The organism is Spiroplasma endosymbiont of Andrena trimmerana (genome assembly GCF_964019575.1).
Taxonomy (GTDB): domain Bacteria; phylum Bacillota_I; class Bacilli_A; order Mycoplasmatales; family VBWQ01; genus Spiroplasma_E.
Window position 1 is genome coordinate 1,231,035 of the sequence record NZ_OZ026455.1, and the last position, 21,788, is coordinate 1,252,822.

34 protein-coding genes are annotated in these 21,788 nt (G+C 22.0%); 13 read left to right on the forward strand and 21 right to left on the reverse strand.

Annotated elements, in window-relative coordinates; all coding sequences use genetic code 4:
* Window positions 1–2: 2 nt before the first annotated feature.
* The 19 genes from AACL03_RS07310 to AACL03_RS07400 form a co-directional block, all read right to left on the reverse strand.
* Window positions 3–1,700, reverse strand: coding sequence for a hypothetical protein (locus tag AACL03_RS07310; protein WP_339039946.1), 1,698 nt, complete (start codon window positions 1,698–1,700; stop codon window positions 3–5).
* 3 nt (window positions 1,701–1,703) lie between these two features.
* Window positions 1,704–2,915 (reverse strand): hypothetical protein, encoded by a 1,212-nt coding sequence (locus AACL03_RS07315; RefSeq protein WP_339039947.1) that lies wholly within the window; start codon window positions 2,913–2,915, stop codon window positions 1,704–1,706.
* 58 nt (window positions 2,916–2,973) lie between these two features.
* Window positions 2,974–3,150, reverse strand: coding sequence for a hypothetical protein (locus tag AACL03_RS07320; RefSeq protein ID WP_339039948.1), 177 nt, complete (start codon window positions 3,148–3,150; stop codon window positions 2,974–2,976).
* Window positions 3,151–3,297: 147 nt separating this feature from the next.
* A complete protein-coding gene (locus tag AACL03_RS07325) occupies window positions 3,298–3,423 on the reverse strand; it encodes a hypothetical protein (protein ID WP_339039949.1) in 126 nt (41 codons plus the stop codon).
* 14 nt (window positions 3,424–3,437) lie between these two features.
* Window positions 3,438–4,622: a hypothetical protein gene (locus AACL03_RS07330; RefSeq protein ID WP_339039950.1), complete on the reverse strand. Its 1,185-nt coding sequence runs from the start codon at window positions 4,620–4,622 to the stop codon at window positions 3,438–3,440.
* Between the two features lie 18 nt (window positions 4,623–4,640).
* The gene (locus AACL03_RS07335; protein WP_338958511.1) at window positions 4,641–5,015 is read right to left on the reverse strand and encodes a hypothetical protein; all 375 of its coding nucleotides are present in this window, start codon (window positions 5,013–5,015) and stop codon (window positions 4,641–4,643) included.
* Between the two features lie 17 nt (window positions 5,016–5,032).
* Window positions 5,033–5,218 (reverse strand): hypothetical protein, encoded by a 186-nt coding sequence (locus AACL03_RS07340; protein WP_174480219.1) that lies wholly within the window; start codon window positions 5,216–5,218, stop codon window positions 5,033–5,035.
* A gap of 1 nt (window position 5,219) precedes the next feature.
* On the reverse strand, window positions 5,220–5,408 hold the full coding sequence (locus tag AACL03_RS07345) for a hypothetical protein (protein WP_174481134.1): 189 nt from the start codon (window positions 5,406–5,408) through the stop codon (window positions 5,220–5,222).
* A 40-nt stretch (window positions 5,409–5,448) separates the two neighbouring features.
* A complete protein-coding gene (locus AACL03_RS07350; protein WP_338957615.1) occupies window positions 5,449–5,607 on the reverse strand; it encodes a hypothetical protein in 159 nt (52 codons plus the stop codon).
* 16 nt (window positions 5,608–5,623) lie between these two features.
* Window positions 5,624–6,451 (reverse strand): hypothetical protein, encoded by an 828-nt coding sequence (locus AACL03_RS07355; RefSeq protein ID WP_339039951.1) that lies wholly within the window; start codon window positions 6,449–6,451, stop codon window positions 5,624–5,626.
* Between the two features lie 34 nt (window positions 6,452–6,485).
* A complete protein-coding gene (locus AACL03_RS07360; protein WP_339039952.1) occupies window positions 6,486–6,698 on the reverse strand; it encodes a hypothetical protein in 213 nt (70 codons plus the stop codon).
* Complete coding sequence (locus AACL03_RS07365; protein WP_338956809.1) at window positions 6,698–6,832, reverse strand: hypothetical protein; 135 nt, start codon at window positions 6,830–6,832, stop codon at window positions 6,698–6,700. Before AACL03_RS07365 ends, AACL03_RS07360 begins: the two co-directional genes overlap by 1 nt.
* A gap of 144 nt (window positions 6,833–6,976) precedes the next feature.
* Window positions 6,977–7,132 (reverse strand): hypothetical protein, encoded by a 156-nt coding sequence (locus tag AACL03_RS07370; RefSeq protein ID WP_338956806.1) that lies wholly within the window; start codon window positions 7,130–7,132, stop codon window positions 6,977–6,979.
* The gene (locus AACL03_RS07375; protein WP_338958885.1) at window positions 7,132–7,293 is read right to left on the reverse strand and encodes a hypothetical protein; all 162 of its coding nucleotides are present in this window, start codon (window positions 7,291–7,293) and stop codon (window positions 7,132–7,134) included. The genes AACL03_RS07370 and AACL03_RS07375 overlap by 1 nt, the downstream gene beginning before the upstream one ends.
* A gap of 3 nt (window positions 7,294–7,296) precedes the next feature.
* Window positions 7,297–7,590 (reverse strand): hypothetical protein, encoded by a 294-nt coding sequence (locus AACL03_RS07380; protein WP_338956800.1) that lies wholly within the window; start codon window positions 7,588–7,590, stop codon window positions 7,297–7,299.
* Window positions 7,580–8,056, reverse strand: coding sequence for a hypothetical protein (locus tag AACL03_RS07385; protein ID WP_339039953.1), 477 nt, complete (start codon window positions 8,054–8,056; stop codon window positions 7,580–7,582). Before AACL03_RS07385 ends, AACL03_RS07380 begins: the two co-directional genes overlap by 11 nt.
* A gap of 8 nt (window positions 8,057–8,064) precedes the next feature.
* The gene (locus AACL03_RS07390) at window positions 8,065–8,268 is read right to left on the reverse strand and encodes a hypothetical protein (RefSeq protein WP_339039954.1); all 204 of its coding nucleotides are present in this window, start codon (window positions 8,266–8,268) and stop codon (window positions 8,065–8,067) included.
* 134 nt (window positions 8,269–8,402) lie between these two features.
* Entirely contained in the window at window positions 8,403–8,921 is a 519-nt protein-coding gene (locus AACL03_RS07395) for a hypothetical protein (RefSeq protein WP_338956794.1), read from the reverse strand.
* Between the two features lie 12 nt (window positions 8,922–8,933).
* Entirely contained in the window at window positions 8,934–9,065 is a 132-nt protein-coding gene (locus tag AACL03_RS07400; RefSeq protein ID WP_338956793.1) for a hypothetical protein, read from the reverse strand.
* A 631-nt stretch (window positions 9,066–9,696) separates the two neighbouring features.
* Here AACL03_RS07400 and AACL03_RS07405 point away from each other — a divergent pair.
* The gene (locus tag AACL03_RS07405) at window positions 9,697–10,749 is read left to right on the forward strand and encodes a MupG family TIM beta-alpha barrel fold protein (RefSeq protein WP_339039955.1); all 1,053 of its coding nucleotides are present in this window, start codon (window positions 9,697–9,699) and stop codon (window positions 10,747–10,749) included.
* Window positions 10,750–10,768: 19 nt separating this feature from the next.
* On the opposite strand, the gene AACL03_RS07410 is transcribed toward AACL03_RS07405, so the two are convergent.
* The gene (locus AACL03_RS07410; protein ID WP_339039956.1) at window positions 10,769–11,719 is read right to left on the reverse strand and encodes an IS30 family transposase; all 951 of its coding nucleotides are present in this window, start codon (window positions 11,717–11,719) and stop codon (window positions 10,769–10,771) included.
* Window positions 11,720–12,049: 330 nt separating this feature from the next.
* Here AACL03_RS07410 and AACL03_RS07415 point away from each other — a divergent pair, with 330 nt between their 5' ends.
* The gene (locus AACL03_RS07415) at window positions 12,050–12,265 is read left to right on the forward strand and encodes a hypothetical protein (RefSeq protein WP_174480618.1); all 216 of its coding nucleotides are present in this window, start codon (window positions 12,050–12,052) and stop codon (window positions 12,263–12,265) included.
* A gap of 54 nt (window positions 12,266–12,319) precedes the next feature.
* Window positions 12,320–12,763 carry a cysteine peptidase family C39 domain-containing protein gene (locus AACL03_RS07420; RefSeq protein ID WP_339039957.1) on the forward strand — a complete coding sequence of 148 codons (444 nt, stop codon included), beginning with the start codon at window positions 12,320–12,322 and terminating at the stop codon, window positions 12,761–12,763.
* A 12-nt stretch (window positions 12,764–12,775) separates the two neighbouring features.
* Here the strand turns inward: AACL03_RS07420 and AACL03_RS07425 are convergent, their stop codons facing one another.
* Entirely contained in the window at window positions 12,776–13,726 is a 951-nt protein-coding gene (locus tag AACL03_RS07425) for an IS30 family transposase (protein WP_339038665.1), read from the reverse strand.
* Between the two features lie 120 nt (window positions 13,727–13,846).
* Between AACL03_RS07425 and AACL03_RS07430 the strand changes: the two genes are divergently transcribed.
* The 10 genes from AACL03_RS07430 (at window position 13,847) to dnaG (ending at window position 21,782) form a co-directional block, all read left to right on the forward strand.
* Window positions 13,847–14,797, forward strand: coding sequence for a hypothetical protein (locus AACL03_RS07430; RefSeq protein WP_339039958.1), 951 nt, complete (start codon window positions 13,847–13,849; stop codon window positions 14,795–14,797).
* Complete coding sequence (locus AACL03_RS07435) at window positions 14,721–15,443, forward strand: ATP-binding cassette domain-containing protein (protein WP_339039959.1); 723 nt, start codon at window positions 14,721–14,723, stop codon at window positions 15,441–15,443. Before AACL03_RS07430 ends, AACL03_RS07435 begins: the two co-directional genes overlap by 77 nt.
* On the forward strand, window positions 15,443–15,847 hold the full coding sequence (locus tag AACL03_RS07440; protein ID WP_338957396.1) for a hypothetical protein: 405 nt from the start codon (window positions 15,443–15,445) through the stop codon (window positions 15,845–15,847). Before AACL03_RS07435 ends, AACL03_RS07440 begins: the two co-directional genes overlap by 1 nt.
* Window positions 15,848–15,893: 46 nt before the next feature.
* Window positions 15,894–16,364 carry an rRNA maturation RNase YbeY gene (gene ybeY, locus AACL03_RS07445; RefSeq protein ID WP_174480613.1) on the forward strand — a complete coding sequence of 157 codons (471 nt, stop codon included), beginning with the start codon at window positions 15,894–15,896 and terminating at the stop codon, window positions 16,362–16,364.
* Between the two features lie 11 nt (window positions 16,365–16,375).
* Window positions 16,376–16,810 carry a cytidine deaminase gene (gene cdd, locus AACL03_RS07450; protein ID WP_338957389.1) on the forward strand — a complete coding sequence of 145 codons (435 nt, stop codon included), beginning with the start codon at window positions 16,376–16,378 and terminating at the stop codon, window positions 16,808–16,810.
* Window positions 16,811–16,813: 3 nt separating this feature from the next.
* Entirely contained in the window at window positions 16,814–17,710 is an 897-nt protein-coding gene (gene era, locus AACL03_RS07455) for a GTPase Era (RefSeq protein ID WP_339039960.1), read from the forward strand.
* A 3-nt stretch (window positions 17,711–17,713) separates the two neighbouring features.
* A complete protein-coding gene (locus tag AACL03_RS07460) occupies window positions 17,714–18,052 on the forward strand; it encodes a hypothetical protein (RefSeq protein ID WP_339039961.1) in 339 nt (112 codons plus the stop codon).
* A 16-nt stretch (window positions 18,053–18,068) separates the two neighbouring features.
* A complete protein-coding gene (locus AACL03_RS07465; protein ID WP_339039962.1) occupies window positions 18,069–18,410 on the forward strand; it encodes a DNA repair protein RecO C-terminal domain-containing protein in 342 nt (113 codons plus the stop codon).
* Between the two features lie 164 nt (window positions 18,411–18,574).
* Window positions 18,575–19,990 carry a glycine--tRNA ligase gene (locus tag AACL03_RS07470; protein ID WP_338974931.1) on the forward strand — a complete coding sequence of 472 codons (1,416 nt, stop codon included), beginning with the start codon at window positions 18,575–18,577 and terminating at the stop codon, window positions 19,988–19,990.
* Window positions 19,991–20,006: 16 nt separating this feature from the next.
* Window positions 20,007–21,782 carry a DNA primase gene (gene dnaG / locus AACL03_RS07475; RefSeq protein ID WP_338979798.1) on the forward strand — a complete coding sequence of 592 codons (1,776 nt, stop codon included), beginning with the start codon at window positions 20,007–20,009 and terminating at the stop codon, window positions 21,780–21,782.
* Window positions 21,783–21,788 lie beyond the last annotated feature (6 nt).

The following is a 21,788-nucleotide window of genomic DNA, read 5'->3' on the forward strand; positions in this document are numbered from 1 at the left end:
TATTATTCCTGTAATTCTTCTAATTTTCATACATTACCTTTTAAATTACCTTTTCCAGTATAAATAGTAATCCATTTTGCATGTTGAACTGATAAAATTACTATATTAGTACTATCATTAAAGGTTTGTATTTGTACACCAGCAATTTTTTTATCAGTTATAATAAATTCTTGAATAGTATAAACTGGATTATATATACTTCAAGAATAATAAACTCTATAATGTTTATTTTCTTGAAAATCATAAGTAATTTGTCAATTATCTCATTTATTTTTCTCTCTTGTTCCTACATCTTTTCAATTTGAACTACTTGGACTTGGTGTTGGAGGAATATCTTTTAATTCAATATCTCAATTATTTTCTTCTATTTCATTAGTTTCTAAACTTTTTGAATTAATTTTTATAGGTTTATTTATATTAATTACACTTGGTGAAGTAATATCTAATGTATTACTTTTAATTCTATAAATTTTATTATTTGTCTTAGGCTTATATATTTTAGTTCCTAGTTTATTTCCATCTAGATTAGTTACTATTCAAGAATTACCATCAAAATATGATAGTATTAATTCATCATTTTCGGGTTGGACACTTAAATGAGCTTTAATTTCATTAGTAGAATTTGAATAATAACCTGCTGAATCAATAGCTACATTATGGGCTGTTGGTACTGCACCATAAAAGAAAAATACTCCTTTATGTCCTTGACTGTTTGACATATTAGGTGACCAAAAAATTTGATAATATGTATTTCTTGTTAAAATCATTGATTTTTGTTCTTCTCATTGTGGATTATTTAAAAAATCTTGTGGTGTTACTAAATAAGAACTTACAGATATTACATTATCTTCTGTAATATTAATGCCATGATCAGTACTTAATTTATTTTGTTTAGTATTAGTTAAAGCTGTAATATTTTTTTGTTGTTTAGCAGAAAAATCACAAGTTGGAGCATGTGTATAATCACCAATTTGTGGATTATTTTGTAATGCTTCTGGTGGTAATGTTCCAATTTCATCAGGTCAATCTAAAATCATTGTTTCAGTTTCTTTATCGTAATCTGTTGCAACATAACCTTTATTAATAAATTTACTAACAGGACCTCTATATATTTCATTATCATTATCATCAACTAAATCATCATATAATTTAATTTGTTTTAATAATGTAAATTCTTTTTGTTGTTCAATTAATTCATCAACTTGATTTCTAGTATAAAATGCTTTTAAGTCAATTTTTTCAACATCTATTTCATCATCATTATAACTTGAAAATATTTGTTTTAATTCAGTTAATCTTGCTCATATTTTCATTCTACTAGGTGCTAAATCTCAAACATTAATCGTAGGAGTACTATTTGCACTAAATTGACTACCATTATTAAATTGAATAGTAGCATCAACATTAAATTCAATTGGTGTACGATTAAATACTCAATGTTCAACCATAACATAAACCATATCTCTTAATGTTTCTTTAATTAATTCATCTTTAAAACTATCAAAGGGAAATTTAGATAAAATAAAATCAAGATAAGCATTAATATCATTTTGAGCACGAATAGCAAAAGTTTTAAATCAATCATTAACATTAGGTCATGTTTGTATGTATTGCTGTGGAGTTTCTGTAATTTTTCCAGTTAATGGATATCAGTTATTATAATTTTCAAGACTGACACCAGTTCAAAGTTTATTAATCATAATTTATCATTCCTTAAAAAATGCTTGTTTATAATGATGAGTATGTTTTTTTGTTTTTCTATGTGTTATATGTTCAATTTCTTTTTGTATTTTATTTTTGTTTTTTCTTAATTTTTTCTTACTTTTTGCTATAACTTGACTATATGCAAATTTTTCTAAATGATGTAATAATCCTGTACCAAATAAAGTATTAACTGAAAATTTTAAACCAACACTTTTAAATGATTTATTTACATTTTCAATAGGATTATTAATAACATTTACTACTTTATGATAAGTTCTTACTATTCTAAATATTTCTCTATATACTTTAAAACTATCTCTAATTACTTGTTGAACCACTGGTGGAGCAAATGCTATTGCTTTTAATCATTTATTATGATTAACACCATAACCAATGTATCAACCACTATATCAACGATATCAATGGAATGGATGTATTTGAGTAACAAAAGTTTCTGCTTTAAGAATACTATCAACAACTGTAATTGGTTTATATTTAGTATTGCGATGATAAATAGTAATTGCACATTTATCTAATGATAAAGGTTGAATTTTACAACCCATAAATACTGGTGAATTTAATGGAATTAATTGTGCATGTTTAATTGCTCTTTTTTCTGCACTAGTAAATAAATCAGTTGTTTTTTCTTTTAATTTATTAATTTTTTCAAATGCTTGTTTTTCCAACTTTTCAAATTTTTCTTGTAATTTATATATACTTTCTCGTAATTTTTCAAAATATGGTGTATTTTTTCAAAATTTATTTAAACCTTTTTTTAAATAAAATCTAATATCCAAATATTTAAACAATTTATTTGCATTTAAAACAATCTTATGAATTGAACTTTTTTTAAAATCAAATTTAATAGCATTAGCACGAATTTTTTGTAAATCCAAAATTAAAGTTTTTCCATATCTATTTTCTGTGTGTATTGTATGAACTAAATTTAATCAATCATGTTGGTTCATAGATAATACTTTTTTTAAATCAGTATTATATTTTTTTAAAAAATTATTTGCTTTTTCAATATCTTTGATTTTAAATTTAGGAGTTAATTGTGGACTTAATTTTATTAATGTATTTTGTAATAATAAGTAATCTTTTAACTCCTGTGCTTCTAATTTTTGAAAATTATTTTTATATTGTCTTTCAGCAACATAACCTAAATCTCGTAATACTGTTTCACGATTAGGAGTAAAACTATAATTCATTAAATAACGTTTATTACCAATAATTTTATCTGTTAAAATTTCTTTTCCACCTACTTGACTAATAATTTCTTGTAAGTTTTTTTACTTCTTTAATACCAACTTGTTCTAATGTTTTAGTTTCTTGTGCTAATTTAATAAATTTAGTTGTACGATAACCACGACTAATTTTATTCAGTCCAGCAAATGCAGGTAGTATATTAAAGAAAGTATTTAATTTTGTTACATTTCCTTTCAAATAATCATAAACTTGATTAATAGTAAAATCAGTTAAAAATTCTACACCAACAGCACTAATACTAGCAACTAAATCACTTGCACCTAATCCAAGTGCAAAACTTTCACTTAATCCACCAGTAAAAGGAGCAAGTGCTACTGCTATAACTTATACACCAATCATTTCTAAAATTTCTCATCAAAAACTTTTATTTTCTTGTTGGTTACTTGTTCTAGTATGTTTTGGTTTATTTATGTTTAAAAGTATTGCTGTACTAGTTGTACCAATTGGCATGATATTAATTTCCTTTATTTAAGAGTTATTTTAATTGGATTTGTTGTTCCTTTATAATTTAAGTCATTAACATTTGCAGTAATAGTTATATATAAGTCACCTGCTTTTTGTTTTTGATTACTTACATTAGTTTTTCCTTGTGCATCACTAAAATATTTAATAGTTGGATTTGTTAAATTTGGATTTAATGATTTAAGTTCATTAGTACTTTTTATTTGTGTGTTTAATTCATTATTATTGTTATTAACATTTGCAGTAATATCGGTTGTTAAACTTGTGATTTTAGTTTTTAAATCAGGTTTTTCTGTTTTAATAACTCCACATAACATTCAACGTGATGTTGTTTCATTATTAGAAATATATGGTATTGCTTCTCCAACAACTTCACCAGCAACTTTATATGCTCTTCCTGTTTTATCATCTTTAATAAAATCTACATAAATAACTGTATTTTCTATCATGTATCTTTTCATTGCTCTTGGTGTTGCTAAAATAAAGGTCATTAATTGTTGTTCATTTTTATCATTAGTAAAAATCATATAGTCATCAAGAACGATTTCACATAATACGCCTTTTACATATAAATTATTTCCATTTAAACGTAATTGTTGTGCCAACTGATTATCGGTAATTAAACCTTTATTATCTGCTAAATAAACTAAACTATCATAAAGACCATTAGTAATAAAAAATTTACTATTTGCAATGTTTCTAAATTGAAACAAAGTATTTCAAGCAGATAACATTGATTTTAAATAGCCTACTGGTGTTGTATCTTCAATATCGATTTTAGTAGCAAATTTTGCAATTGCTTGTGTATCATCAATTGCCAATTTATCTGCTAAATCATTTGCAACTTCATATTGCATACTATCTAATAAATTTTGTCCATTATTTGCTTTTAAATCTACATCTGCAATAATTTCTCCTGCAAGATATTTTTTAGTTATTTTTTTACTAATTTTATCTGTATCAACATATGGTAATTCATATCTTTTACTTTTATCATCCCAAGCAATAATTTTTACTTCCGGTTTTTTTGGTTTTTTAACAATAAACTCAATATTTACTGAGTCAACAATTTCAGTAGGGAAAAAGTTTGCCCATGGACTATTTGAAATTTTAAAAAACTCTATAAATTCTGGTGCTTCTACTAATCTCTCTGTATTGTCTAAATTTTGATTAAATGGTACTGACATTTTATTTCTTCCTTTCGTTTATAAATAATTTTTCTTTTTATAATTAATTAAAAAATTTTCTTTGTCATTTGTTTTATTATTAATAATTATTTGTTTATTGCCACCTGTATTAATTGTTTGTTTAAATACCGGTTGTTCTTTAATCATTTTTTTAATAGTTTCTTCAATTTTTGAATTTTCTATATTACTTGTTTTAAATTTTAAATAATCATAAAATTCAGTTTTAACTTGATATTTTTTAAATATATTAATCATTTCTTTTTCTTTAATTTCTTGATTAAGTTTATTTAACTTATTTTCTGCTTCATTAACTTTATTTTCTATTTCTTGTTGAGCATTATTTTCAGTTAAAGGTTCAGTTGTTTGTTGAACATTATTTTCATTTTCTAACATTTAACATTCTCCTAATCTTATCCCAATAATCAATCTTTAACTAATTGTGGCATTTCACTTATTAGTTTTTTATAATCATTAACAGCATTTTCTAATGTATTGATATCAGAAAATTTAAAACAATTATCAATATGTAAATCAAAATCTCTATCAATACTGATATCTTGTTTTCTATATTTTTCATTAAATTCAATTTTTGTCATATTATTTTTCTCCTTTATTAATTTTTTCGTTTAATTTTGCTAATTTTTTTTGATGTTTTATAATTTTGTTATTTGCTCTAACATGTTTTGGAGTTGTGATAAATCTTTTTAATAAAACAATAATTTCTCTGCAAATTAATGTTCCAACACTTGTTCCAATAATTATTAATTCATGTAAAAATTCTTTCATTTGAATATTTTCCTTTCAACTATTTATTTTTAATTTTTAATTATTCATCAAATTGACCACCATTAATTCTTTCAATCATTGATTGTGAATTACTTATAATTTCTACTAATACAGATATTTCTTTATTGAATTCTTCTATTCTTTCTTTATATGTTTTTATTTGATGATTATAATATTCAATTAATTTTTCTTTATTCATAAATTATTCACCTCCTTTATAAATTCATGTGATTATAATCTCAATTTAATGAAGCATTATCGTGATTTAATGGTACTTCGCTCATATTATCACTACCATAATATTGACTTGCAGTTTCACTATTAATAGTAAATCTATTGTCATTAATTAATCTTGTAGTTTCATAATTAAATGATGTTTCTTGCATTTCTTGAATATGATTTGTAGTTTCCATAGGTAGTAAATTATGGATTATTTCACTTGCACCAGCAATAATAGTAGGTACTGCATAAGCATTATTAAAATCATTATTAATTCCCATTGCTACACCACTTGATATTAAACATCCACCAGTTGCCATATTACAAATCTTTCTTATTGTTTCAAATTTATTAGGTATTAACTCAGTTAATCCACTAATAAGATTTGAAATACCATAAGCATTTAATGAAATATAAGTATCTCAATCCATTAATGACTGATGTTCTTGTTTATTTAATAATAATCATGGAGGACCCTCAGTTGTAGTTGTAGTAGTTATTGGCATTGGTGTTGTTGGAATAATTGGAGTAATATTATTCTTTGTTCATTTACTATAATTTGCTAATCCAATTGTTCCTAAACCTAATAATATTTTTTTACTACTATTAATTAATTTAGTTTTAGTATTTGGTCTTTGATTTAAATTTCAAATATCTAAACCTAATTTTTTACCAAATAATAAACTATTAATTGAACCTAATACTGGATTTGCAATCACTTGACCATAATAAGCACTTGTACCAATCATTGCACAAATTGGACTTATTCCAATTCTAATTAATTTAGTTAAAGTATAATTTGATTGATTTTCTATACTTGGCATTTTATTCTCCTTTAATTTTCTAATTTTTTAATTGTTACTTTAATTCAACCTTGATAAAAATCATTATCCCAACTATTAATGCAACATTACTTTCTGGGTCAGAAACAATTATGTGTTTGGATTTAACATTTGGGTATTGTCTTAAAATAATTGCTCTAATATCATTACTTGTATGAATTGCTTTTGGAAATGGTGATAATATTTCAATTTCATCTTTATTTTCAAACAAAGTAGGTAATATTATCATTAGTCAAATTCACCTCTTTCAAGTCTTATAATTCAGTTTTCTAACTCATAAAGTTTGGATGAATATTCTATTAATGAATTATTTAATAAATCTATTCTTTCTTTCATAGAAATAATTAATTTTTCTTTATTCATAATTTAACTTTTCTTTTCTAACTCTTTTATTTTGTTTTTGTTTACAAAAGTTATTACATTTATGTGCATAAAATCTACCATAACCACATTTATTATTCTTTATTACTTTTAATAAAATTAGGAATTTTTAATTCATTTTTATTATTACTCATTATCAAATTCTCCATTTCTTATTAATTCAAGTAATTTCATAATTCTTTCTGGTTTATCATTTTCATAAGAATAATCACAACAATCACAATGATGTACATTAATATTTCATTCCTCTTCAATATAATCAATTAATTTTTGTTTAATCATTATTTTTTCTCCTTATTTTTAATTTGATTAGCAATTTCACTTAATATTTTTAATACTTTATATTCATTTTTTAATTCTTTAATAATAAATATTAAAATTATTATTAGTGTTATAGATGTTATTAATATTGGTATTATCAATAAAATTTTTCATAATATCATTTTTTACTCTTTTCATTTTTTAAATCATTTAACATTGATTGAACAAAATGCACGATTTTTAGGAATGTTTAAAGTGTTAAAGATTTGACCAGTTACTAAAATTTCATCATTTTTGTTTAATAAAATACAGCGTCTATAAAGTTTTGGGTTATTAAAAATTAAAGTAACATAATTTAATCCATTTCATTGACCACGAACACTATAATATAATTCTTTATTACCTTTTTCGTAATATTTTGCTTCAATAGTGTTACTCAGTTTTACTTTTAATTTGACATAATTTTCTTTATCTTTCATTTTTAGAATTCCTTAAATAATTATCAAAAATCAATATTTTCTTATGTTTTTTTAAATAATATTGAATATGCTTATAAGCATCTTGTTCATGTTTTGTTAATTTTATATTTCCTTTATAATCTGTTATTTTATTTTTATTTTTTGGGTGATTTTCGAAATAATCTCAGTTAAAAACATCTTGAACTAATACCATTAATGCACCAATAATTTTAGGTGTTGATAATGGATTAGTTAATAATTGTTTTGAACTTAAAAAGAAATTTTCTACAATAACTAATATTTTTTTATCAATAAATTTTTCTTTAATTAATTGCAATTTTTCTTTATACATATTTTTAGTTCATAAAACAGTTAATGTATTAAATGTTTCATTAAAAACAATATTATTAGTTTCACTTGAATATATAACCATTCCATTATTACCAATTCCAGCAGGGTCAATTCCAATAATTAAGTCATATTGCATTAATTAAGTTAACCTCTAATAACCGTTTTAATAATTTCTAAATCACAATTACATCAACAATATTTACATTCTTCAATAAATTCTTTATGACCACAAACTAAATTATCTTTTTTTAAATCATCAATCAGTTTAATTAGCCCTATTTTAAATTCAATATCATCACTGTCTGGTATGCAAATCGTTTCTCTTTTAGTTAAATATTCTTTATTCATATTTATACCTCCTAATTAACTTAATATTTAAAATACAGTCATAACAAATTGCTTTACTATTTTTATCTCTTAAAAAATATTTTCTTGTTTTTATATCATTAGTATTAAAAAATAAATAATCTAATTTATTTTGTTTACATGTTCAACAAAAATACTTTTTCATTATGATTTGAAATTTCCTTATAAGAAGTAACTATATAATTAATTGCTAAATCATTATGCTTATATGGATTATTTATTTTAAAACCTTTTCTGTTTTCTTCTCACGTAATGTTATATTTAAAACAAGGATTAGTAATTTTAGTTTTGTTATCAGTTATTTCACCCATAAATCAACTATTATGCTGTTCATAAAATGTTAATGGTTCAAGTTTTATATCATTAAGATAATATTCTTTTGGAGTAATTGGTTTATTAACAGTTATTTTTTGGTCTTTAATATATGGTTCTAATAATTTTATTAATTCATTACCACTTAATTCTCTTTTAATATTTTCTAAATTAAAAACTCAATATGTGTAACTGTTATCAACAATAAAAGAATTATTTTTAATCATTCATTTTGGAAGTGATAATTTATATTCAACATAATCAATAAGAATAGATTGTGGTTTATCTTTAACAATTTGTTCTTTTTTAAATTCTATTTGCATAATAATCCTTTCCTAATATGTTCTGTTGCTTCTAGCATAAAGAACATATATTTTGATGTTTAGATTATTAATACTACTACTATTCGTTTTATTCATTCCATGAAAACTGGGCTCAAAAATAAATTGTGAAATTTTAAAAAACATTGAGGCATTCGATTCAATATTTATTTAATTTGCGTTTAGCAAATTAATATTTTAATTGAACCGGCCCCGCTCAATTTTTTTTACAAGTTTGAAATTTATTTTCTCGCCCAAAAAAATTTTTCAAAAAAAATAAAAAATAAAACCAACACTTGCTCACTGGGGAGTGGCAAGGTTGGTTAAATAAAGAATAGAATTAATACAATGGGTCCCTACAACAGGTCTATATATACTAGTTTCCAATTCGCTCCCACCCCAAGAATTACCATTAATGGTTAGTATATTTTATTAGGTATCACTCCACTTTTTATTTATCCATGCAAGTCCACATGTTTTAGCTACTATTTTTAACAACTGTGTTGTAGTTCACTTTTTTAGTTCCCTAACACGTGTTGATAATAGTGCTAAAGATTGTTATTAAAAATTTTAAAATTTTACAATTACAAAAAAAGACAAGATTATTTCTTGTCTTTTTCCTTGTTGATAATTTTAATTTAACTTACAAAATGTATATTTTATTTTTTTTAAATACGTCGAATATAAAATATAAATTTAATGTTTTAAGAAAAGAGAGTAATTTTGTCTAATTTTCATTATTTTTCAAATAATTCATTTTTGGAAATAAGTTACTAATATGATAATAAATTATTTCGTAACTTTGACAACCGCCCAAACTATTTTTACAACTTTAATTAGTTGTAAAAAAACAGATTATGAAAATTTAAAAAAATTAGTAGTATTAACACAAATTGCTAAAAAGTATAATATGCATGTTTTTGCAGATATTAATATTGAATTTATTAATGAATTTAATCTGAATCTTAATAAACGACTTGATTTCATAAAGTTTTTTAAAATGTATGGTTTATCGGGTATTCGTTGCAACGAAGGAATTGATATTAAGCATCAAGCAAAATTAAGTCAAAATCGTTTAAATTTTAAAATATTTATTAATGGTTCATATGTTATTAATGATATCAACTACTTAATATTATTTTATAAAGCTAATGTTAATAACCTTATTAGTTGTTATAATTTTTATCCACAAAGATATACCGGTGCTGATATTGACTTTTTTTGTTTAAATCAATCTGAAAGCGTTGTTAATAAAATTCCATTTGCCAGCTTTGTTACATTATTAGGAAAAGATAAAATTGGACCTTGAAAATATAATGATAATTTACCAACATTAGAACTGCATCGTGATTGACCATTGGTAACACAAATTCGTCATTATATTGCTTTATGCATTGATATGATAATTATTGCTAACCAGTTTTTAACAGAATATGATTTGAAAATGATAAATGAAATTGATTATAAAAATTTATCGTTAAAAATTGAGTTAAATTCTAATATTACTGATAGTGAACAACAGATTCTTTTTGATAAAAATATTCATAAAGTTAGATCTGATTTAGCACGTGATATAATTCGTAGTGTTATTTCTCGAGTTATATATCAAGAATTAGATATCCCTGCTAACAATACTAATCAATGATTAGAAAAAGGTGATGTTGTTATTCTTAATAATAAAGCACAAAATTATCGTGGTGAATTACATATTATTACAAATAAAATTAAAAATGATGGTATTCGTAACGTTGTTGGCAAACTTTCTAAAGAAGATTTAAATTTTATTCCATTTTTAGTATCAAATCGTTCATTTAGATTTATTTTATGCTAAATTGTAAAGGTAAGTGCAACTAAATTATTTTTCTATCCAAATATTCGATTGGTGAAAGATAATTTAGTATTTTTCTCGGTTTTTGATTTAAAGACAATATAAATTTATGAACTTCATTTTTATTAGTTTTTGAAAAAATAAATTTTTTAGGAAATTTTTCTCTAATTAAACCATTAGTATTTTCATTAGTACCTCTTTGTCAAGGTGAATATGGATTGGCAAAATAAATTTTTACATCTAAATTTTTTTCATGTTGTTGTCAATTTGAAAATTCTTTGCCACGATCAAAAGTAATAGTTTTAACAATGTTTTTAGGAAGAATTGATAAATAATAACTGACATTTTTATTAATAACTTTAGTAGTTCTGTTTTTAACTAATATTGCTAAAGTAAATCGTGATACTCTTTCAACTAAAGTTATTAAACATGATTTGCTTTTACCTCGTGATGATACTATAGTATCTCCTTCTCAATGACCAAGTGTTATACGATCATTAACATTTATATCTCGTTCTTTAATTGATTTACCATTAAACTTGCCACGATTTTCTTTAGATTTTCGTTTTTTACCTTTTCTTCTTAAATTTTTACTAGTAACTTTATCAAGCATTCCAAAATAAATTCAAGTATAAATTGTTTTAAAACTAATAACTCATTCTTTATGAAAATTTTTAATTCTGCCATAAATTTGTTCAGGTGATCAACCTAATAGTAATTTTTGTTGTACATATTTTACTAAATTCTTATTTTTAAACTTATGAAAACTAATATGTGATTGTTTTCGATTTTCAGCTTTATTTTGTGCAATTAATGAAAAATAATGATTATTATCTTTATTTCTATTAATTTCTCGAATAATAGTACTAATACTTCGATTAAGATTTTTAGCTATTTCACTAATTTTAAATTTAAATTTCAATTGATTCTCAATATAAATTCTTTCATCTATGCCAAGATGTTTATAACTCATATAAAAACTCCTTACTTTTTTCTAAACTAAATTTAGCATTATGAAATTTTTATATGAGAATTTTTTGCAATTTTATTTACTTGCACTTACAAGTATAACTCAGCTTATAAATAAATTTTTTGTTTTATTTATTAAAAACATAAACATTTAAAATATGATAAAATCATTAAGTATTATTAAATAATAGTTAGTAAGTGTGAAATTTTAAAAGATAATCTTACTTTTAATTTTTTTTAAAATAAAAAGTTTAATATTGTATAAAAATATTGATAATTTTTTAATTTACTAATATAATTGTTAAAGTAAAATAAAAAATAGGAGCTGACATGAATGCATTCAGTGAAAAAATCACCATCATCAGACAACAAAGAAAACGAAGAACGAACAAGTAGTGAACAAGAGTTTCAACGTCTTTTAAAAGGATTTAGTAAAAAGGCCCAAGAAACTAAAAGAGCAGAAAAAAGACATAAACATTTTCTTTCTGCGCGTGATGAAAAACGCGAAAAACAAAGCGCTGCTGCTAAAAAGAAAAAACATCGTAAGTAATAAAAAGGAAAAAATGGTAATCACTGTTAATTATTATTGGCGGTGATTTTTTATATGAAATATCCTTTTGTTCAACAAGAAACAGAAAATGATTGTGGTTTGGCATGTCTTGCTATGATATATAGGTTTTATTTTAAGAAGAAGTTATTAATTAATGACATAAAAAAAGATATATTTTTAACAAAATTGGGAATTAATCTTTTAGAATTAAAACAATTGGCTAGTAATTATAATTTATTATTAAAAGCTTATAATATTAATTTTGATAAATTAAAATCACTAATAATTGTTAAACCATTAATTATTCAAATATATAATGCTAATGTCGGATTTCATTTTGTAGTTATTTACAAAAAGAAAAAAAATAAATGACTGGTGGCAAATCCAGAAGATATTGAACTTAGTTGAAAAAATATTGAAGATTTTACAAAAATTTTTACGAATGTTGTTATTTCAACTAATATAATAAATAATTTTTTTATTAGTGCTAAATTGTAAAGGTAAGTGCAACTAAATTATTTTTCTATCCAAATATTCGATTGGTGAAAGATAATTTAGTATTTTTCTCGGTTTTTGATTTAAAGACAATATAAATTTATGAACTTCATTTTTATTAGTTTTTGAAAAAATAAATTTTTTAGGAAATTTTTCTCTAATTAAACCATTAGTATTTTCATTAGTACCTCTTTGTCAAGGTGAATATGGATTGGCAAAATAAATTTTTACATCTAAATTTTTTTCAAGTTGTTGTCAATTTGAAAATTCTTTGCCACGATCAAAAGTAATAGTTTTAACAATGTTTTTAGGAAGAATTGATAAATAATAACTGACATTTTTATTAATAACTTTAGTAGTTCTGTTTTTAACTAATATTGCTAAAGTAAATCGTGATACTCTTTCAACTAAAGTTATTAAACATGATTTGCTTTTACCTCGTGATGATACTATAGTATCTCCTTCTCAATGACCAAGTGTTATACGATCATTAACATTTATATCTCGTTCTTTAATTGATTTACCATTAAACTTGCCACGATTTTCTTTAGATTTTCGTTTTTTACCTTTTCTTCTTAAATTTTTACTAGTAACTTTATCAAGCATTCCAAAATAAATTCAAGTATAAATTGTTTTAAAACTAATAACTCATTCTTTATGAAAATTTTTAATTCTGCCATAAATTTGTTCAGGTGATCAACCTAATAGTAATTTTTGTTGTACATATTTTACTAAATTCTTATTTTTAAACTTATGAAAACTAATATGTGATTGTTTTCGATTTTCAGCTTTATTTTGTGCAATTAATGAAAAATAATGATTATTATCTTTATTTCTATTAATTTCTCGAATAATAGTACTAATACTTCGATTAAGATTTTTAGCTATTTCACTAATTTTAAATTTAAATTTCAATTGATTCTCAATATAAATTCTTTCATCTATGCCAAGATGTTTATAACTCATATAAAAACTCCTTACTTTTTTCTAAACTAAATTTAGCATTATGAAATTTTTATATGAGAATTTTTTGCAATTTTATTTACTTGCACTTACAAGTATAACTCAGCTAGTAATAAAAAAAAGATGAATAAAATTAAAAATTTTTCACCATTTTTGATTCCAAATTATTTATATTATTCATTAATTATTATAATTAATAATTTATTTTTAGTTACTACCTTTTTTATAGCACAAGTATTTTATAAGCATTTTATTAATCAAATTATTTTAAATAATAGTTTACAGTTAGCAATGATTTTATTATTAAGTTTCTTTTTTATTAATTTAATGAAAATTTTAATTGAATATATTTTAAATAAAATATGTCAAAAATTTTATTTTTATTTCAATAACTTTTTAGTAGATTTATTTCATAATAAATGATTTAAAAATAAACCAATAGAAATACAAAAATATAATGGTAGTGATTTTTTACAAATATATCAAGATATTAATAACATATCAACTATGTTTTGTCATAATAGTTTAGAGATAATTATTAATTTTATTACTAGTGTTATTGTTAGCATAGTTTTGATTAAGATTCATTTTATGATTTGATTAGTAAATTTATTAAATGGTTTTATAACAGTATTAATTAATTTTATAATAATGTTATGAAAAAAACCATTAGTAAAAAAAGAACTAGTTACCAAATTAGATTTGCAGCAACAAATAATTTTAAGTCAAAAAAGTTTTGAAGATGCCTATTTTCGTAATTTGCAACTGCATATTAAAAGTATATTAGTTAAAAAGTATAATACACATATTAATAATTATTGACAATTAAATAATTTAGTTATTAATAATAGTTCGTTAACAAGTTTTATTAAAAATATTATTAGTTTTATTACTATATATTTATCATTAATATTAATTTTTGATGGTAAAATTAATCTATCTCAATTAATATTTATTACTAGTATTAGTATTTATATTAATTCTTTTTTTCAAAATATTGGTAATAGTCTTATTTTCTTTCCGGTTTTTATTAATTGTAGATTACAATATAAGAATAACAAAAATTTCAATTAATAAAATAGTATTAAAAGATTGTTATTTTAATTTAAGAAATAAAGTAGTTTTTAGTAATTTAAATTTAATATTAAAACAAAGTAATATTATTATTGGTCCTTCTGGCATTGGTAAAACAATCTTACTATCATTATTAATTCAGAAATATGTGCCTTTTAAAGGTAAAATTTTAATTAATAATGAAATTGGATTAGATAATATTTCATATGAATTTTGACAAAAAAAATGTATTTATTTACATTCAAATTCTATTATTCATAACGGTACAGTTTTAGAAAATATTTTATCATTTAATATTACAAAAGAAAAATTAATAAATTTTCAAAAATTAGGATTTAATGATCTCTTGGGCAGTTTAGGTTTAACAACATTTTATTATTGTCAAGAATATGGGGCTAATCTTAGTCAAGGTCAAAAACAAATAATTATTTTCTTAAGTTTATTTTTTTATGATTGAAAAGTAATTTTATTAGATGAAATTTTGAGTAACATCAATAATGATTTAAAAATAAAGTTATTAACTTTATTATTGAATCATTATAAAAAAATAATTATTATTTATGCAGGTCATGATTTAACACTAGTAAAATTATTTAAAAATGTAATTGATTTAAATAATTATAAAAGTATAGATGGTAATGAATAATGATTTTTTTTAGAAAAAGTACTTATTTATTAGGAAGTAGTTCAATTTTTCTTTTTTTAGGACTCTTATTAGGTTTAAAAATTATTAATATTCCTCATGTTTATGCTGTTAATGGTCAAACTATTTTTATAAGTGAGACAAGATATGAAAATAAGGGACACTTTGCTTATTTATTAGATTTTAAAAGAGAAGAATGTTTAAAGTTTAATAGTTTTAATCAAATTACTATTTTTTTCTCTATTAATAAATGTTATTTAACAATTTTTTTTCCAAAATGAAATGATAATAATCAACTTTTAATTGAAGAAAACATTAATTCTAATACATATTTAAATCAAATGGTATTAATAATTATTGGTAAAGAAAGTTTGTTAACATTTATTTGAAATAATATTACAACATAAATGTAAATATTGATATAATTTAATCAAAAAGAAGTTAGGTAGATAAATGCCAGCAAAAATTAATATTGTAAATATTTACAATGATCATAACTATGACATTAAAAATTTTAATATTTTATCAGAAAATATTTTAAATGCAGTAGCTATTAAGTTAAAACAGAAAATTACATGGTGTATTGCTGTTATTTTTAATGACGAACAGACTAGTATTGAATTAAATAAAATGTATCGTCATAAAGATTATGTTCCTGATGTTTTATCATTTGGAAATAATGATGATGATTTTCCAAATATTAATATTGATATTAGAGATTTAGGCGATGTTTATATTTGTTATTCAAAGGCAGTAGCGCAAGCACAAGAATATGGTCATAGTTTAATTAGAGAATTATCATTTCTTTTTATTCATGGATTACTTCATACATTAGGATATGATCATCAAAATAGCGTAGAAGAAAAGGTTATGTTTGATTTACAAGATGAAATTTTAAATATTCTTGGTATTACTAGAAAATAAGGAGTGGTATAATGGAACAAGATATAGATTTATTAGTATTATTGAAAAAAGCAAAAGTAATACAAAAAAATGCTTATGCGCCTTATTCTTTATTTAGAGTTGCTGCAATAGTAATTTTGAAAAATAGTAAAGAAGTGTTAGGAGTAAATGTTGAAAATGCTGCATACTCAGTAGGTATTTGTGCTGAAAGAGCAGCTTTGTCACAAGTTATTGCTCAAGGTTATAAAAAAGAAGATATTATTAGTCTATTTTTAATTACTGATAGTGAAACGGTTGGTTCTCCTTGTGGTATGTGTCGTCAATTTATGATTGAAATTATGCCAGAAACATGCCCTGTTTATATTAGTAATAAAAATGAAAATAATGATACTAAAACAATTTGTAAAATATTAGTAAAAGACTTATTACCTTTAGCGTTTAAACCAAGTTCATTGAAAGGGAATTAATTTATGACTAATAATTTTAAATCAGGTTTTGTTAGTTTTATTGGTAGAAGTAATGTTGGAAAATCAACTTTATTAAATACCATTCTTCAAGAAAAAAAGGCAATTGTGTCTAATAAACCACAAACAACCAGAAATCAAATTCAAGGTATTTATAATAGTGATGATATGCAAATCATATTTTTTGATACTCCCGGCATTCATAAACATAATAACCAACTTGGACGAATGATGAATCGCGATGCTAACCGTGCCACTAAAGAAACTAACATTATTTGTTTATTAGCGCCATGTAATGAATACATTGGAAATAGCGATAAACATATTATTAAATTATTATCAGAAAGGGTAAATACAACTATTCTACTTTTATTAACTAAGGTTGATTTAGTAACAAAAGAAAAAGTAATGGATAAAATTAATGAGTGAAAAGATTTATTACCATTTAAAGAAATAATTCCAATTTCTGCTATAAAAGAAATGAACTTAGATATATTATTGAAAAAACTATATGAGTATTTACCAATTGGTGAAAAGATTTATTTAATTGAAAATAACGATGATGTTTCAGATAATACTTTAATTAAGGAAATTATTCGTGAAAAAATTTTAAATTTAACAGAAGAAGAAATTCCTTATAGTGTAGCAGTATTAATTGAAAGTATTAATTATAATCCAAATACTAATATTACTGATATTAATGCTGTTATTGTTGTTGAACGCGACTCACAAAAAGGAATTATTATTGGTAAAGGAGGTAGTATGATTAAAGAAATTGGAATAAGAGCTAGAACAGATTTAGAAAGTATTTTTGATTCTCATATTATATTAAAAACTTTTGTAAAAGTAATACCTGATTGAAGAAATAATCCTAGAAAATTAAAAGAGTTAGGTTATAGTTAAAATATGTTTAATATTGATACTGGTTTGATTTTAAACATTAACTACATTAAATCAATAAATAATGTTACCATTTTAACATCAAATTATGGTGTTAAAATAGTTTCTTTACCAGAAATAAAAATCAATTTAAATAAATATAGTCTTTTAGATTGTTGAATTTTTATTTTTAATCAAAATTATGATTGTTCAAACTTATGTATAACATATAAAAAAATAAAAAGTTTTAATAGTTTTATAAATGAAAAAAGTTATCAATTGATTAAAAGTTTTAACAAGATAATTATTAATTATTTAGAAAAAATTAGTATTAATAATAAAAATATCTTTTACTTTTTTATTTAATTTATATGAACAGTTAATGATAAATAGTAACTTTAAGAAAGTTTATGTTTTTTTCTTATTTCATAGTTTAATATTTCAAGGAATTCAGTTTAACTTTACTAATTGTATTAATTGTAATCAAATAACTAATTTGTATTTAATTAATTATGATTTGGGTGGTATTTTTTGTAAAAATTGTTCTTTAGAATTAGCTATAATTAATTTTGACATTGTTTTGTTTAAAAAAATATATCAACTTTATTTATTAAATTATCAAGATATTAATAAATGAAAAGTTGAAAAAGAAGAACTTAATAAAATTCTTAATATTTTAGAAAACCACTGTCAAAAATATAATAATAAATTAATAATTACATAAATATTTTAATAATTAGTTGTTATATTGTTTTTAATAATATATAACACTTATAATAGGTTGACAAAACCTATCTATGAACATATTATTAACAAGATTATTCTTTTTAGAGATTTTATGTATTATTTAAGATATTTAAGAAAATTTTTATGATTAATGGAGGGGCAATGATTAATAAAATTATCAATGATAAGTCAATGAAGGAAATAATTACTCATTTAAAAGAAAATGGTTTTATTTTTCAAGGATCAGAAATTTATTCAGGTCTTGCTAATAGTTGAGATTATGGTCCGCTTGGTGTAGCACTTAAAAATAATATTAAGAAAAGTTGATGAGTTTTTTTTGTCGAAAAAAATCCATACAATGTTGGGTTAGATAGTTCAATTATTATGAAATCTAAAGTTTGAGAAGCTTCAGGGCATTTGAGTAATTTTAGTGATCCATTAATTGATTGTAAAAAATGTAAGTCTCGATTTCGAGTTGATAATTTAATTAATCATTATTTTCCTAGTATTAATTGTGATAATTGAAGTAATGAAAAATTAGAAACATATATTAATCAAAATCATATTAAATGTATTAAATGCAATAATGAAGATTGAACTAAAGTTAGACAATTTCAATTAATGTTTGAAACATATCAAGGTGTTTTAAAAGAAGATAAAAATAAAATTTATTTAAGACCTGAAACTGCACAAGGAATATTTATAAATTTTAATAATGTAAGAAATAGTTGTAATAAAAAAGTACCATTTGGTATTGGTCAAATTGGTAAAAGTTTTAGAAATGAGATAACTCCTGGTAATTTTATTTTTCGTACTAGAGAATTTGAACAAATGGAATTAGAATTTTTCTTTATTCCAAAGGATAAAAATGATAACACTTGATTTAATTATTGAGTTGATCAATGTAAAGAATTTCTCTCTCTAGTAGGTTTATTGAATTCAAAAAATATAAAATTTAAAAATCATGAACAAAATCAACTAGCACATTATGCATTAGCAACTACTGATATTGAATATAATTTTCCTTTTGGTATGAGTGAATTATGTGGTATAGCTAATCGTGGGAATTATGATTTAACAAAACATAGTGAGAATTCTGGTGTAAATTTTGAAATTCAAGATCCTAATGTTACAGTAAAAAGAATGGTTATTCCTTCAGTTATTGAACCTTCAATTGGTGTTGAAAGGCTTTTATTAGCTTTAGTTTGTGAAGCATTTACAAAAGAAGTTTTAAAAGACGATAAAGAACGGTTAGTGTTAAAATTAAATAAGAGTATTTGCCCTTATCAAGTAGCTGTTATGTCTTTAAATAAAACAAAATTGGGTAAAGAGGCATATGAAATTTTTGAAATGTTAAATAAAACACAATTAAGAGTAATTTATGAAGCATCATCAAGTGTTGGTAAATCTTATCGTTATCAAGATGGTATTGGTACTATGTATTGTGTAACAATTGATTATGACACAAAAACTAAAGGTACTGTTACAATTAGAGATCGTGATACTACAAATCAAGTTATAGTTAAAGTTGATCAACTTAAAGAATATTTATATGACAAATTAGACATTATTTGTTAGAATTGTGTGAAAAAATATGGATATCGAGTTTAATAAAAAAATTAATGAAGTTAAAGCAAAAATTAATATTGTTGAAGTTATGGGTAAATATTTAAATTTGATCCGTAAAGGCAATAATTTTTGAGCTATCTGTCCTTTTCACGAAGACTCTACTCCTTCATTATCAATTTCACAAGAAAAACAAATTTATAAATGTTTTTCTTGTGGTGAACAAGGAAACGTTTTTATTTTTTTACAAAAATATAAAAATATTAATTTTATTAATGCTCTTAAAGAAGCAGCAGATAATGTTAATTTAAATTTAAAAGAGTTTGATATTAATTTATCTGAATTTAATGTTGAAACTAAAAAAAATCCACTAAAAATTTTAAATAATATTACAATGAATTTTTTTAGTTATCAGTTACTAACTGATATTGGTCAAGAAGCAATGAAATATTTACAAAATCGTAATATTACTACTGAAAATATTAAATATTTTAATATTGGTTATGCACCTATTAATAATGAATTAATAGATTATCTTAATGCACAAGGTTATAAAGATAATATTGAATTTGTAAAATTAGGACTTATGAAAATTAATAATAAGGATCAACTTCTTCCTACCTTTTCAAATCGAATTATGTTTGCTATTAAAGATGAAGATGGAGATTGTGTTGGTTTTTCTGCAAGAAATTATAATAGAGAAGATAAAAGTTATAAATATATTAATAGTCCAGAAACAGATTTTTTTAAGAAAAGTAAAATTTTATATAACTTTAATAATGTTAAAAATTATATTAAAAAAAATGAAGTTATTTATTTGACTGAAGGTTTTATGGATGTTATTGCTCTAAATAATCAAAATATTAAAAATGTTGTTGCTTTAATGGGAACAAATTTAACAAAAGAACATATTTTACTTTTAAAAAAAATTACTATTAATATTATTATTTTTTTAGATGGTGATTTACCAGGAAAAATAGCATCTTTAAAAATAGCTAGTGTTTTATTATCAAATAATTTTAAAGTACAAATTATCAATAATGATACTAAATTTGATCCTGATGAATTAATAAATAAATTTCCTCAAAAATTTTATGAAATAATAAAAAAAACCATTCATCCTTTTGAATTTGCAATTAATTTATCATTAACTAAATATAACATTAAAAAAGATAGTTATGAACTTAATGAATTTTTAAAATCATTAGTTCCAATTTGAACAAAAATCAATGATGTTATTACTAAAAAGTTTTACTTAAATATGTTAGCAAAAATAACTAATTTATCCACTGAAGACTTAATACAAATTTTAAATATTGATAATAATTTAGTAACTACAACTTTTAGTATCAAAAATAAATCTAAAATAGAAGTAAAAAATATTTTTTTTGAAGCACAAGAACAACTTATTTTTTTAGTAATGTTATCAAAAAATGTTTATTTAATTTTAGAAAAAGAAAAATTTATTTTTCCAAATCAAGATTTTATGAATTTATACTTTTTAATTAGTCAAAAATATCAAAATAATCAAATAGAAGCAATTAATTTTGATTTAATTTTAGAAGAACTTAAAGGTAATTCACTTTTAAATATTTTAGAAAAACTTCTTGATAAGTATAAAAATAAAAAGTTTGATTTAAAACCTCAAATTATTAATGATTACTTAAAAATTATTAATAATCAACTAATTGATTATGAAATAAAAATGATCAATGATAAATTGAAATCTGAAAAAAATATTGAAAAACAAATATTGTTATTAAAAGAAATATCAGTATTAAAAAATAAAATAAAGAAAAAATAAGTATGA